This is a genomic window from Nocardioides sp. cx-173 (genome assembly GCF_021117365.1).
In the GTDB taxonomy this organism is placed as follows: Bacteria; Actinomycetota; Actinomycetes; order Propionibacteriales; family Nocardioidaceae; genus Nocardioides.
Genome location: NZ_CP088262.1, coordinates 1,181,933 through 1,194,805, shown reverse-complemented (window position 1 = coordinate 1,194,805; position 12,873 = coordinate 1,181,933). Strand labels below are relative to the sequence as shown.

Here is a 12,873-nt window from a genome sequence, read left to right as displayed (position 1 = left end):
ACCGGCACCCCGGAGCCGGGGACGCCGGCACCCTCGTGCTCACGCCAGCCAGCGCTCGAGCGCGGCGTGCACCTGGGGGTGGTTGAGCAGCCCGAAGTGGTCGGTGCGGCCCAGGTGCAGGACCTCGGCGCCGGGGAACAGCTCGCCGCCGCGCTTGTCGCGCCCGTAGGCCGAGCGCGGCCGCACCAGCAGGTCCCCCACGACGTGGCCGACCGGATGGCGCTGGGACTCGGTGAGCGTCGCCGAAACCAGCCGGTAGCGCGCGTGCGGCAGCGGGGGCACGTCCTCGGCCAGGCCGGCGACGAGGTCGTGGACGCCCACGGAGCGCCAGTCCAGGATCCGCCCGAAGGCCGCGGTCTCGGGCAGGCGGGACAGCCCCCGGCTGCCGTGACCGATGCCCCAGGCGATCGGGGCGCCCAGGTGGGGCGTGCCGAGCGTGACCACGTCGCTGATCCGCTGCGTCCACGGCTCCCCCGACCCCGGCGCCTCGGCCGCGACCGCACCCGACGCGCGGATCACCAGGCCGCCGAGGGAGTGTCCGACCAGGGCCACCCGGGTGACCGGCACCGGCCACGCGTCGACGAGTCGCTGCATCAGGGCCGAGAGCGCCACGCCGTTCTCGCGCAGCGACAGCCCGGTGTTGGCCCGCAGCAGCACCGGGCTCCAGCCGAGCGCCGCCACCGACTCCGGGTACGTCGTGCCGGTGCGCTCGCGGTGGAGGTCCCAGTAGGACTCGTTCTCGCACAGGCCGTGCAGGAAGACGACCAGGCGGCCGGAGGGATCCGGGTAGGCCGTGCCGAGACCCTCCGGGGTCGGCTCGACGTCCCGACCGCCCGCACGCACCGCCATGGGGATCGCCAGGTGCGGGCGCTCCCGGACGAGCCGGTCGCCGATCAGGCCGTTGACCGAGGAGCTGACGAAGCGCCCGCGCGGACCGTCCTCCAGCCGCGGACCGGCGCCGGTGGCGCCCAGCCGGTCCAGGCCGAGCGACGCCGCCCGCAGGCCCGCCCCCAGAGCGCCGTACACGGCTCCGGCGATGCCGCGGTGCACGAGGCCGGGCACGGTGGACGCCCCGCCGGTGCCACGGCGGGCAACCCGGCCGACCCGGTCCGCCACGGCGAAGTGGGTGTCGCGCGCGCTCTTGACGACCAGCTCCTCGGCCACCTCGGAGAGCAGCGAGAGCGCGTCGAGCACGCCGGGACCAGCGGACGCGCCGGAGCGGGAGAGGTCCGTCATGGCCCGATCATAGGCGCGCGGTGAACAGTTGTGCACTCACCTGGCGGGGTGTCGCACCGCAGACACGCACGCACCCTGTCCGCCGGCGGACCGGACGGAGCAGGGTGCGTGGGTGTTGCGGATCGGGGTCGCGCTCGGGCAGCCGCCCGGCGCGCACCGCTCACTTCTCGGTCTCGGCCTTGGCCTCGTCGACCTCGGACGGGGCCTCGGTGTCAGCCTCGGTCTCGGGCTCGGGCTCGCCGATGGTCCCGTCGGGACGCAGGTTCTTCAGCTCGACCACGTTGCCGGAGGCGTCCTTGACCACCGCGGTCTCGACGATGGCCGCGAGGGCCTTGCCGCGCAGGATCTCCTGGACGAGCTCGGGGATGTGGTTGTGCTCGAACATGTGGTTGGCGAACTCCTGCGGGTCCTGGCCCGACTGCTGGGCCCGGCGCACCAGGTGGCTGGAGAGCTCCTGCTGCTCGATGCTGAGCTCCTCCTTCTTCGCCACCTCGTCGAGCAGGAACTGCGCGGCGACGGCGTCGCGGACCCGGCGCTCGAGGTCGGCCTCGAACTCCTCGATGGTCTGCCCCTCGTCCTCGAGGTACTTCTCCATCGTGATGCCGGCGTAGCCCAGCTGCTGCTCGATGTTCTGGCGGCGGGCGTTGAGCTCGTCGGTCACCATCGTCTCGGGCAGCGGCACCTCGACGCGCTCCAGGAGGACCTCGAGGACGGCGTCGCGGGCGGCGGCGGCCTGCTCGAGGCGCTTGCCCCGGCCGAGGCGCTCGCGCACGTCGGCGGTGAGCTCGTCGATGGTGTCGAACTCGGAGGCCAGCTGGGCGAAGTCGTCGTCCAGCTCGGGCAGCTCCTGCTCCTGCACCTGGCTGATGCTGACCTGGACCTCGACGGGCTCGCCGACGAGGTCGCCGCCCACGAGCTCGGAGGAGAAGGTCTTCTCGTCGCCGGCCGACATGCCGACCAGGGCCTCGTCGAGGCCCTCGATCATGCCGCCACGGCCGACCTGGTAGGACATCGCGGACACCTCGGCGCCGTCGAGCACCTCGCCGTCCTTGAGCGCCTTGAGGTCGAGCACGACGAAGTCGCCCTCGGCGGCGGGCCGCTCGACGTCGCTCAGGGTGGCGAACCGCTCACGCAGGGCCTGCACCTGCTCCTCGACGTCGCTGTCGGCGACGACCAGGTCCTCGACCTCGGCCTCGAGCCCCTCGTACGACGGCAGCGCGATCTCGGGGCGCACGTCGACCTCGGCGGTGAACTCCAGGGTCTCGTTGTCCTCGAACTTCGTCACCTCGATCTCCGGCTGGGCCAGGGGCTGGAGGTCGTTGGCCTCGAGCGCCTCGATGTACTTGGCCGGCAGCACCTCGTTGATCGCCTCGTCGAGCACGGCGCCACGGCCGACCTGACGGTCGATGACCATGGGGGGCACCTTGCCGCGGCGGAAGCCGGGGACGTTGATCTGCTGGGCGATCTTCTTGTAGGCCGCGTCGAGGCTCGGCTTGAGCTCCTCGAAGGGCACCTCGACGGTCAGCTTGGCCCTGGTCGGGCTCAAGGTCTCGACGGCGCTCTTCACAGGTGTTCTCCTCAGTCTGGGTGAAAGGTGTTTCGTCGGGGCGACAGGACTCGAACCTGCGGTCTCCTGCTCCCAAAGCAGGCGCGCTAGCCACTACGCTACGCCCCGTCAAAGCATGGTCTTGTCCGGGTCAAGACGCCCCCAGCCGTGCTGGTGAGGGCTCCTTGGAGCGGATGACGGGAATCGAACCCGCGTAGTCAGTTTGGAAGACTGAAGCTCTACCATTGAGCTACATCCGCGTGCAGGTCTCGCGCCGCTCGGCAGCGCGAAATATGCCTCGCCATGGTGCCACACCGAGGGTCCCGGGCCCCAAACGGCCCCGCTGGGCGGACAGCGCTCAGGTGCGGTGGACGATGACCAGCGCGCGATCATCGTCGCGCGACCCGAGGGCCTCGGTGAGCCGGGCCGCGGCCCCGTCGTAGCTGCCGCGCATCAGCGACTCCGCCTGGCCGAGCATCTGGTCGATGCCGAGGTCGATGTCGCGGCGTGGCTCCTCCACCATGCCGTCGGTGTAGAGGAGCAGCGCATCGCCGCGAGCGAGCCGGCCGCCGGCGCTGGTGAACGTCGCGTGGTCGAGCAGGCCGAGGACCGGGCCGTCCGTGCGCAGGACCGACCAGCGGCCGGAGCCAGCGGTGCGGTGGGCGGCGGGCGGGTGGCCGGCGGTCCGGATCTCGTAGTCCCCGGTCGTCAGGTTCAGGGAGAGGTGGACGGCGGTGGCGAACCCCTCGTCCCAGGCCTGGCGCAGCAGGTAGCCGTTGGCGGCCGGCAGGAAGTCGCGAGCCGGCATCGCGCCGAGCAGGCCACCGAAGGCTCCGGACAGGAGCAGCGCACGGGTGCCGGCGTCGGCGCCCTTGCCGGAGACGTCGACGACCACGACCTCGAGGTGGTCGAGGTCGTGACCACGCATCGCCACCACGAAGTCACCGGCGAACGGCGTGCCGCCTGCCGGCTTGAGCGCCGACTGCACGTGCCAGCCGGGCGGCAGGTCGGGAACCCCGCCCTGGGTGAGGATCCGGTCGCGCAGGTCGACCAGCATCGCCTCCCCGCGCAGGCCGGCGACACCCAGGCTCGAGCGCCGGAAGCTGGTCGCGATCACCACCAGGCCCATCAGGAACTGCACCAGCGTGGCCGCAATGATCCGCGGGGTGACCTCGGTCTGCGCGGCCAGCCCCACGGCGAGCAGGACCAGCAGGAACACCACGAACGCCGGCAGCGTGCGCGGCCCCAGCCACAGGCTCGCGACGATCAGGGGCAGCATCAGCCCGGTCAGGGGCGCCCGGTCGGGCAGGACGAACACCACGACGGTGATCAGGACCGCCACGACCGCCAGCGCGAGCGCGATCCGGGCCTCCTGAGTGAGCCCGCGGCGCCGGAACAGCTCCCAGCTCCGGCGCGCGGACCTGCGGGCAGCAGGCTGCGCGTCGTACGTGGCGGTCATGGGGGTCCAGACGGTATGAGCGAGGGCGGTGTCAGCAGGGTACGGCCCGCGAGCGGAACGTGGGCTGACAACGGGGACACCAGAACACGTTTCTCGCCTGGAGCACCGCCGTACGGACCGACGCGCCGCACACGAGGCATGGCTGGCCGGTCCGGCGATAGACGTAGACCTCTCCCCCGTGGTCGTCCCGGCGGGGCGGGCGGCCCATCGCCTCCGGGGTGTGCTCGGGCCGGACGGTGTCGATCCGCCCGGTCCGCACCCCCTCGCCCATCAGCTCGACGAGGTCGTCCCACATCGCCCGCCACTGCCCCACGCGCAGGGTGCTGCCCGGCCGCAACGGGTGGATCCGGTGGCGGAACAGCAGCTCGGCCCGGTAGACGTTGCCGACGCCGGCCAGCACCGACTGGTCCATCAGCAGCCCACCGACCGGGCCCTTGCTCCGGCGGATCCGCTCCCAGGCGCGGGCCGGGTCCTGGTCGGGGCGCAGGGGGTCCGGACCGATCCGGGCCAGCACCGCGTCGCGCTGCTCACGCGTGACCAGCTCGCAGGTCGTGGCGCCGCGCAGGTCGGCGTACGCCGTCGGGCCGGCGTCGGCGGTGACCAGGCGGAGCCGGACCTGGCCCACCGGCGCCGGCACCTCCTCGAGGCCGCCGAGGTCGTGGTGCACGTCGAAGGCGCCGTACAGGCCTAGGTGGACGTGGACGTAACGCTCCGCGGGGAAGGCGACGAAGAGGTGCTTGCCCCAGGACTCGGCGCCCTCCAGGACGTGGCCGTCGAGCAGCCGGGCGGCGTCCTCGAAGCGTCCCTGGGGGCTGCCGACCCGCACCAGCCGGCCGGCGAAGGCCCGGTCGAGGTCGTGGGCGAGGCGGTGGAGGGTATGGCCCTCAGGCATCGCGCGCCGAGGCGGGCAGGGGCGGCAGCTCGCCGGTGCTCTCGTACGCCGCCAGCTGGGCGATCCGCCGGACATGGCGCTCATCGCCGGAGAAGTCGGTGGTGAGGAAGACCTCCACGAAGCGGGTCATGTTCTCGAGCGAGTGCATGCGCCCGCCCACGGAGACGACCGTGGCGTCGTTGTGCTCGCGCGCCAGCGCGGCGGTCTCCTCGGACCAGGCCAGCGCGGAGCGCACGCCCCGGACCTTGTTGGCCGCCATCTGCTCGCCGTTGCCCGAGCCGCCGATGACCACGCCCAGGCTGTCCTGGCCGGCCGCGCGCTCCTGGGCGACGCCCTCGGCGGCCCGCAGGCAGAACACCGGGTAGTCGTCGAGGGCGTCGTAGACGAACGGGCCGTGGTCGACGGGCTCGTAGCCGTGGTCGCGGAGCCACCCGACGAGGTGGTCCTTCAGCTCGAGGCCGGCATGGTCGGATCCGACGTGGACGCGCATGCCCCGATCCTCCCAGAGTCCGTCACCGGCCGGGTGGACGGCTCCGGCGCAGCCCCTCGAGGAAGGCGGCGACCTGCCCCATGAGCGGCTCCGCGGCGGGGAACACCTGCTCGTGGCGCCAGAAGCCGTGCACCTGCCCGAGGTAGCGGGTGCCGACCACGGTCACGCCCGCCTCGGCCAGCAGCGAGACCAGGTGCTCGCCCTCGTCGCGCAGCGGGTCGTGCTCGGCGGTCACCACGAGCGTCGGGGGCAGCGTGGTGAGCCGGTCCGAGCGCAGCGGCGCGAGGTCGGGGTCGTCCAGGTCGGCCGGGCTCGCGGCGTACTGCTCCCAGTACCAGGCGGCCTCCCGCGGGTCGAAGCCCTCCGCCTCCGCATAGGAGGCGAAGCCCGCGCGTGGGTCGAGGAAGGGGTAGATGAGCACGACGCCGTCGACCCGACCGGGGTTGCGCAGCGCCGCCACGAGCGCGAGGTTGCCGCCCGCACTGTCGCCGTGGACGAAGACCGGACCCTCCTCGTCCCACCACGCCAGCGCGGCGTCGACGTCGTCGGGCGCTGCCGGGAAGCGGTGCTCGGGCGGGCGCCGGTAGTCGACGCTGAGCACGGCGGTCCGGGTGCGGTTGGCCAGGCGCCGCGCGGCGCCGTCGTGGACGTCGACGTCGTGGAAGACGAACCCGCCGCCGTGCAGGTGCACCACGACGCCCGGGCGAGCCTCCTGGGGGCGGTAGAGCCGGCAGCGCACTCCCCCGGCGTCGACGTCGCGGACCTCCGCCACGTCCTCGCGCGGCTCGGCCGCGGCGGCCGACCGGGCCGCGGCCCGGTCGGCCTCGATGTCGAAGTCGGCCTCGTAGACCCTCGGCGTCGCGGCGTACTCCTCGACCGCGCGCCTCGCCGCCGGGTGCAACATGCTCAGCCGCCCTCCGCCCTCAGCCCTCCGCCCTCAGCGCTGCATGAGGGCGTCGAGCCCGACCGCCACCGCCGCCGCGACCCGGAAGTCGACGCGCTGGTCGGGGACGTGCACGGTGTACTTGTCGCGTACGGAGCTCTGGCGCTCGACGCCGAGCAGCGGCTGGCCCTCCGAGCTCACGAAGTCGAAGTGGATCGGCAGGAACGGGATGTCGGTGAAGCGACGGATGAGCGCCACCGCCTGGCTGCGCTCCTGCCCGGTGCCGGCGTACCCCGGGCCCTCGATGTGGAAGGTCGAGCGCATCAGGCTCGCGCCGAAGTCCTTGCGGAAGAAGCCGATCTGGTTGCGCGCCTCGTCGAAGATGTCGTAGCCGGCGTTGAGGTCGATCTTCTTGCGGGCCTTGAAGCTGAACACCGGGCGGGTCTTGGTGTCGTCGGCGTAGAACGTCACCTCCTCCTTGAACGCGAGGCGCTTCTGCTCCGCCAGCCCCATCGACTGCCCGAAGCTCCCGTCGGGGTTGGCCGCGAAGAGCTCGTAGCGGTTGGTGGTCATCGCGAACTTCTGCTTGACGAAGAACGTCGGCAGGTACATGTCGGCAGTCATGCGCAGAGCCTAGGGCAGCCGGTTCGCCCCGGTGTGCGGTCTGCAGCCTCGTGACCGAGTCGGTGCGACTCGGCCGCCGGCCGAACGCTGGGCAGCACGACATCGGCCGCGAGCTCTCGCGCATCGCCGCCATCGGCCGGGGCAGGCGAGCACCCCGGGGAGCACCGGGCAACGCATACGTCCTACCCCGGTTGCCCGGCCGCGTGTCGCCGCGTGTCGCCGGAGGCGCATCGATCCCAGTGGTCACCCTGGCGGTGCGAAACTCATGCCTCCCCGCCGAAGCTTCACACCGGAGGCGTGAGTTTCACCGGGCCCCCGGTGAAACTCATCCAGCGAAGCTCCCACCCGGTCACGCACCGCGCCCACGCGCACGCCGTACGCCGACTACCCAGCCCGCCGTCGCCCCGAAGGCGCATCGGTCACACAGGTCACCAGGCCGGTGCGAAACTCACGCTTCTGGGCCGGCATTTCACACCGGAAGCGTGAGTTTCACCGGGTGCCCGGTGAAACTCCCGCGCTGAAATCAGCCAGCCACCCGGGCGAGCTCCTCGTCGACGACGGACGGGTCGAGCTTGGTGAAGATCGGGCTGGGCTTGGCGACCTTGACCCCGACGGTGATCGGGCGCGACTCCCAGCGTGGCGTGGCGGCGTAGTCGCCGGTGATGACCGGGTAGGAGCCCAGCCCCGCGCCGTGACCCGGGTCGAGCTCCTCGACGGTCTCGATACGCGGCATCGGCATGAACTCGCCCTGACCGCCGTAGGCCGCCCACACCTGGTTGGAGGAGTGCGGCAGGAACGGCGCGAGCAGCGTGTTGCAGTCGAGCACGCACTGCGCGGCGACGTGCAGCACGGTCGCGAGGCGCTCGCGCTGCGACTCGTCCTTCATCTTGTACGGCTCGGTGACGGTGAGGTACTTGTTCACCTCGCCGACGACCCGCATCGCCTCGGCGATCGCGGCGCGCTGGCGGTGCCGGCCGATCAGGTCGCCCACGGTGCCGAACGCAGCGCGCACGGCGGAGAGGACCGTCTCGTCGACCTCCTCGAGCGCGCCCGCCGCCGGGATCTCGCCGAAGCTCTTGGCGATCATCGTCGCGGTGCGGTTGACCAGGTTGCCCCAGCCGGCCACGAGCTCGGAGTTGGTGCGCTGCACGAACTCCGCCCAGGTGAAGTCGGAGTCAGAGGTCTCGGGCCCGGCGGCGCAGATGAAGTAGCGCAGCGCGTCGGGCTGGTAGCGCGAGAGCATGTCGCCGACCAGGATCACGTGGCCGCGGCTGGTGGAGAACTGCTTGGACTCCATCGTCATGAACTCCGAGGACACCACCTCGGTGGGCAGCTGCAGCTCGCCGTAGGCGCCGGGCTCGCCGCCGCGCGAGCCGCGACCGTCGTACGCCAGCAGCTCGGCGGGCCAGATCTGGCTGTGGAAGACGATGTTGTCCTTGCCCATGAAGTAGTAGGACAGCGACTCCGGGTCGTTCCACCAGCGGCGCCAGGCGTCCGGGTCGCCGGAGCGGCGCGCCCACTCGATGGAGGCCGAGAGGTAGCCGATCACCGCGTCGAACCACACGTAGAGCCGCTTGGTCGGCTGCTCGCGCCAGCCGTCGAGCGGGACCGGGATCCCCCAGTCGATGTCGCGCGTCATCGCGCGCGGGCGGATCTCGGAGAGGATGTTCTGGCTGAAGCGGATGACGTTGGGGCGCCACAGGCCCGTCGCCTCGCGCCCGTCGAGCCACTCCTGCAGTGCCTCCGCCAGCGCGGGCAGGTCGAGGAAGAAGTGCTGGGTCTCCACGAACTCCGGCGTCTCGCCGTTGATCTTCGAGCGCGGGTTCTTCAGGTCGGTCGGGTCCAGCTGGTTGCCGCAGTTGTCGCACTGGTCGCCGCGCGCGTCGGCGTAGCCGCAGATCGGGCAGGTGCCCTCGATGTAGCGGTCCGGGAGGGTGCGGCCGGTCGAAGGGCTGATGGCGCCGTACGTCGTCTGCTCGATCATGTAGCCGTTGCGGTGAACGGTCTCGAACATCTCCTGCACCACCAGGTAGTGGTTGCCGGTGGTGGTGCGGGTGAACAGGTCGTAGGAGAGGCCGAGGTCGACCAGGTCCTGCACGATCACGGCGTTGTTCTTGTCGGCGAGCTCGCGCGCGGTGACGCCCTGCTGGTCGGCCGCCACCAGGATCGGGGTGCCGTGCTCGTCGGTGCCGGACACCATCAGGACGTCGTGGCCAGCCATCCGCATGTACCTGCTGAAGACGTCGGAGGGCACGCCGAAACCGGCCACGTGGCCAATGTGGCGCGGGCCGTTGGCGTACGGCCAGGCGACGGCGGACAGGACATGGGTCATGGCGCTGATCCTAGGGTCGCGGCGCCACCCGTTTCCCGGCGGGCCGGTCCCCCGCCCCGACCGGTCAACGCGGGTCGAAGCGGTCGACTCGCTTCTGCGCGCGGGTTCGGATGCCGGGGAGCCGGTCGTAGAGGTGCTCGCCGGGGCACGCGGTCTCGTTGGTGTCGCGGTGGCCGTCGATCACGGGCAGCCGAACCTGGGCGCCGGCGGCGTACCGGTCGCTCCCCTTGGACGTGACGGCCACCGTGCCGCCTGCGTGACGGCGGTGCAGGTCCAGCTTCCACGCCGCCAGCCGTACGACGGTCGTGACGACCTTCTGGGTCGGCCGCGTCGCCTCGAAGTTGCCGAGGACGGCGATGCCGACCGAGTTGTGGTTGAAGCCCAGCGTGTGCGCGCCGCGCACCGGTCGATCGGGTCCGCCGGAGCGGCCCACCCAGGCGCGGCCGAACCGGTCGACGACGAAGTTGTAGCCGAGGTCGAACCAGCCCAGCGACGCGGTGTGGTAGCGGTACATGCCCCGCAGGATGGCCGGCACCTGCGCGCGCGTGTAGCTGTTGCTCGACGCCGTGTGGTGGACGTGCACCTGTCGCAGCCCCTGGTTGTAGGTGGGGCTGCCGTTGCGCCACGACGGGTCGGCTCCCCACGCCTTGCGGAAGAGCAGTGGGGGGCGCGGCGCGGCGGTCGGCTTCGCCACCTGGCGCGTCGAGCTCCGGCCGGAGGCTGTCGCCGCGCCCGCCCTCGCGCTCGCGTCCGAGGGCAGGACGCCCGGGTCGATGAGCACCAGCCGGAGGTCGCGGTAGCCAGCGCCGCGCACGTCCACCTGGACGCCGTCTGACGGCCCGACCCACATCGGCTCGGTGCCCCGGCGGCCACGGGACTCGGTGCCCGCGGTCGGCCCGTCCCGGAGGATCTCGGCCGTGCGCCAGGTGCTCCAGCCGCTCGCGCCGCGCGAGCGGAAGCGCAGCGAGGACGGGTCCTCGCCGCGCCAGGTGAGGCCGAGCATCGAGTACGGCGAGGTCCGCTGCGGGCGCCGGGTCTCCGCCGTGACCGGCACCTCCGCGGAGCGCACCGGCGACCCCGCGTCGGCCCGCAGGCGGATCGTCGGAGCCTCGCTCCGCGACACCGCTGCAGGACCCGATGCGGGGCCCGATCCGGGGTCGGCGTTGGCCGCCGGAAGGGTCAGGAGACCCGTGGCCAATGTGACTGCTGTGACTAGTGATGCAGTTCCCGAGAAGCGCATGGGGATCAATTGTGCGCGCTGAGCGCCGGTAAGTCGATCTGGGCGGGATGCCGGGAGCGCGCGGTGACGGCTACCGCCGCGGCGCTCAGCTGAAGTCGAGGTCCCCGGTGCGGGAGCGCTTGAGCTCGTAGAAGTACGGGAACTTCGCGACCGCGACCGCGCCGTCCCACAGCTCCCCGGCCTGCTCGCCGCGCGGGATCTTGGACAGGACCGGCCCGAAGAACGCCGCCCCCTCGATGGCGATGGTCGGCGTCCCGACGTCGTCGCCCACCTGGTCCATGCCCTCGTGGTGCGACTTCGCGACGGCCTCGTCGAACGACGGGTCGTCCATCGCCTCCACGAGCTCGGCCTCGAGCCCGGCGTCGGCGAGCGCGCCCGCGATCAGCTCGCGCGAGATGGGCTCCTTGTTCAGGTGGATGCGGTTGCCCATCGCGGTGTAGAGCGGCAGCAGCACCTCGCGGCCGTGCTTCTGCTGCGCGGCGATGCAGACGCGGACCGGGCCCCAGGCGGGCGCGAGCAGCTCGCGGTACTCCTCGGAGATGTCCTTGTCCTTGTTGAGGTAGGCCAGGCTCATCACGTGCCAGGTCACGTCGATGTCGCGCACCTCCTCCACCTCGAGGATCCACCGCGAGGTGATCCAGGCGAACGGACAGAGCGGGTCGAACCAGAAGTCGGCTTGAGTCATGCCTGACCCAATCACCTCGCGCCCGAAATCCTTCCCGTGGGTCCCCTCCCCACCTCCCGTGGTCCTGAGATGCGAGCGCCGCGACCCTCGAAGGGACGAGCCTCGAGCCCGGTGACCCGACAAGCAGCCCCGGGGTACGCCGGTCGGGTTGCGGGGGTCTCGAGGCTCAGGCGTTGCACGCCTTCGCACCTCGACCACCGAGGGGGCGCCAGGGCGCCTTCGCACCTCGACCACCGAGGAGCGAGTGAGCCGCTGCGCGCGCCGTTGTGACGGCTCCCGCAGTACAACTGAGGCATGCCGCAACGTATCGCCGTCCTCTCCGACGTCCACGGGGTGCTGCCCGCCCTGGAGGCCGTCCTCGCCGAGCCCGACGTCGCGGGCGCCGACGTCGTGGTCGTGACCGGGGACCTCGCCGCGGGGCCGCAGCCGGCGCAGGTGCTGGACCGCCTCGCCGCACTGGGCGATCGCGGCCTGCTCGTGCGCGGCAACGCCGACCGGGACCTGGTCACGATCGCCGGTGGCGGCGAGCCGCCGGAGGGGACGCCGCCGGTCGACCTCTGGGCTGCCGCGCAGCTCAGCGACTCGCACGTGGCGACGCTCGCCGCGCTCCCCCACCCCGTCGTGCTCACGCTGGACGGCGCCGGGGACGTGCTCTTCTGCCACGGCACTCCGCGCGACGACAACGAGGTCGTCCTCGTCGACACCCGGCTATCGCGCTGGCACGAGGTCCTCGCCGACGTACCCGCCTCGGTGCGCACGGTCGTGTGCGGCCACACGCACATGCCCTTCGCCCGGCTCCTCGACCGGCGGTGGGTCGTCAACAGCGGGAGCGTCGGCATGCCCTACGGCAGCACGGGACTGCCCTGGGCGCTGCTCACCGCCGCCGGCATCCAGCTCCGCACCACCCCGGTCGACGCCGACGCGCTCGCCGACGCGGTGGTGGCGGCATCGTCGTTCCCCGACGTCGCGGAGTGGGCCGACACCTACGTCCGCCGGCCTCTCGGTGACACCGTCGCCGTCACGGCGTTCGCGCCGCGTGACGGGCGCGACGCCGGCTGGGACGACTAGCCCTCCACGCACAACGAGCCCCGACCGCAGTGCGGTCGGGGCTCGTCATGATGAGGTCAGGAGACGCGAACGTTCTCAGCCTGGGGACCCTTGGGGCCCTGGGCGAGGTCGAACTCGACCTTCTGGTTCTCGTCGAGCGACTTGTAGCCGCTGGACTGGATCGCGGAGAAGTGAACGAACACGTCCTCGCCGCCGCCATCCTGCGCGATGAAGCCGAAACCCTTTTCGGCGTTGAACCACTTGACGGTTCCCTGAGCCATGATCTGTTCCTTTGGTAACGTGCCGAGGACCTTGTGCCCTCGTGCCGCTGAAGACATCCACCTGTACTGATGTCCAGCGAACCGAAAACCAGAAGTACGAGATACAAGCCGCGACATGGTGTGCGGCCAGGACGACTAGTTCAGCCGTCCCTTCAACA

12 protein-coding genes and 2 tRNA genes are annotated in these 12,873 nt (G+C 71.9%); 1 reads left to right on the top strand and 13 read right to left on the bottom strand.

Annotated features, from left to right (window positions below; translation table 11 throughout):
* Positions 1-39: 39 nt before the first annotated feature.
* The 12 genes from LQ940_RS05750 to LQ940_RS05695 form a co-directional block, all read right to left on the bottom strand.
* Positions 40-1,236, bottom strand: coding sequence for a GPI inositol-deacylase (locus tag LQ940_RS05750; protein ID WP_231242006.1), 1,197 nt, complete (start codon positions 1,234-1,236; stop codon positions 40-42).
* A gap of 160 nt (positions 1,237-1,396) precedes the next feature.
* Positions 1,397-2,803, bottom strand: a complete 1,407-nt coding sequence (gene tig / locus LQ940_RS05745) for a trigger factor (RefSeq protein ID WP_231242007.1) — start codon at positions 2,801-2,803, stop codon at positions 1,397-1,399.
* A 35-nt stretch (positions 2,804-2,838) separates the two neighbouring features.
* Positions 2,839-2,911, bottom strand: a tRNA-Pro gene (locus tag LQ940_RS05740).
* A 57-nt stretch (positions 2,912-2,968) separates the two neighbouring features.
* Positions 2,969-3,042, bottom strand: a tRNA-Gly gene (locus LQ940_RS05735).
* A 98-nt stretch (positions 3,043-3,140) separates the two neighbouring features.
* Positions 3,141-4,241 (bottom strand): PP2C family protein-serine/threonine phosphatase, encoded by a 1,101-nt coding sequence (locus LQ940_RS05730; RefSeq protein WP_231242008.1) that lies wholly within the window; start codon positions 4,239-4,241, stop codon positions 3,141-3,143.
* Between the two features lie 31 nt (positions 4,242-4,272).
* Positions 4,273-5,133: an Fpg/Nei family DNA glycosylase gene (locus LQ940_RS05725; protein WP_231242009.1), complete on the bottom strand. Its 861-nt coding sequence runs from the start codon at positions 5,131-5,133 to the stop codon at positions 4,273-4,275.
* Entirely contained in the window at positions 5,126-5,623 is a 498-nt protein-coding gene (locus tag LQ940_RS05720) for a ribose-5-phosphate isomerase (RefSeq protein ID WP_231242010.1), read from the bottom strand. Before LQ940_RS05720 ends, LQ940_RS05725 begins: the two co-directional genes overlap by 8 nt.
* A 22-nt stretch (positions 5,624-5,645) precedes the next feature.
* Positions 5,646-6,527, bottom strand: a complete 882-nt coding sequence (locus LQ940_RS05715; protein WP_231242011.1) for an alpha/beta hydrolase — start codon at positions 6,525-6,527, stop codon at positions 5,646-5,648.
* Positions 6,528-6,560: 33 nt separating this feature from the next.
* Positions 6,561-7,130, bottom strand: a complete 570-nt coding sequence (locus LQ940_RS05710; RefSeq protein ID WP_231242012.1) for a hypothetical protein — start codon at positions 7,128-7,130, stop codon at positions 6,561-6,563.
* Between the two features lie 523 nt (positions 7,131-7,653).
* On the bottom strand, positions 7,654-9,462 hold the full coding sequence (gene metG / locus LQ940_RS05705; RefSeq protein WP_231242013.1) for a methionine--tRNA ligase: 1,809 nt from the start codon (positions 9,460-9,462) through the stop codon (positions 7,654-7,656).
* 64 nt (positions 9,463-9,526) lie between these two features.
* Positions 9,527-10,585: an N-acetylmuramoyl-L-alanine amidase gene (locus tag LQ940_RS05700; protein ID WP_231242014.1), complete on the bottom strand. Its 1,059-nt coding sequence runs from the start codon at positions 10,583-10,585 to the stop codon at positions 9,527-9,529.
* A gap of 202 nt (positions 10,586-10,787) precedes the next feature.
* Positions 10,788-11,387, bottom strand: coding sequence for a mycothiol-dependent nitroreductase Rv2466c family protein (locus tag LQ940_RS05695; protein WP_231242015.1), 600 nt, complete (start codon positions 11,385-11,387; stop codon positions 10,788-10,790).
* A gap of 294 nt (positions 11,388-11,681) precedes the next feature.
* Here LQ940_RS05695 and LQ940_RS05690 point away from each other — a divergent pair, with 294 nt between their 5' ends.
* Positions 11,682-12,455: a metallophosphoesterase family protein gene (locus tag LQ940_RS05690; RefSeq protein ID WP_231242016.1), complete on the top strand. Its 774-nt coding sequence runs from the start codon at positions 11,682-11,684 to the stop codon at positions 12,453-12,455.
* A gap of 56 nt (positions 12,456-12,511) precedes the next feature.
* Here the strand turns inward: LQ940_RS05690 and LQ940_RS05685 are convergent, their stop codons facing one another.
* Positions 12,512-12,715 (bottom strand): cold-shock protein, encoded by a 204-nt coding sequence (locus LQ940_RS05685; RefSeq protein WP_231242017.1) that lies wholly within the window; start codon positions 12,713-12,715, stop codon positions 12,512-12,514.
* Between the last annotated feature and the right edge of the window lie 158 nt (positions 12,716-12,873).

Coding starts and splice junctions, on each gene's coding strand:
- LQ940_RS05725 (WP_231242009.1), bottom strand. CDS start 5,133: ATGCCTGAGGGCCATACCCTCCACCGCCTCGCCCACGACCTCGACCGG.
- LQ940_RS05710 (WP_231242012.1), bottom strand. CDS start 7,130: ATGACTGCCGACATGTACCTGCCGACGTTCTTCGTCAAGCAGAAGTTC.
- LQ940_RS05685 (WP_231242017.1), bottom strand. CDS start 12,715: ATGGCTCAGGGAACCGTCAAGTGGTTCAACGCCGAAAAGGGTTTCGGC.
- LQ940_RS05695 (WP_231242015.1), bottom strand. CDS start 11,387: ATGACTCAAGCCGACTTCTGGTTCGACCCGCTCTGTCCGTTCGCCTGG.
- LQ940_RS05715 (WP_231242011.1), bottom strand. CDS start 6,527: ATGTTGCACCCGGCGGCGAGGCGCGCGGTCGAGGAGTACGCCGCGACG.
- LQ940_RS05690 (WP_231242016.1), top strand. CDS start 11,682: ATGCCGCAACGTATCGCCGTCCTCTCCGACGTCCACGGGGTGCTGCCC.
- LQ940_RS05720 (WP_231242010.1), bottom strand. CDS start 5,623: ATGCGCGTCCACGTCGGATCCGACCATGCCGGCCTCGAGCTGAAGGAC.
- LQ940_RS05730 (WP_231242008.1), bottom strand. CDS start 4,241: ATGACCGCCACGTACGACGCGCAGCCTGCTGCCCGCAGGTCCGCGCGC.
- LQ940_RS05750 (WP_231242006.1), bottom strand. CDS start 1,236: ATGACGGACCTCTCCCGCTCCGGCGCGTCCGCTGGTCCCGGCGTGCTC.
- metG (WP_231242013.1), bottom strand. CDS start 9,462: ATGACCCATGTCCTGTCCGCCGTCGCCTGGCCGTACGCCAACGGCCCG.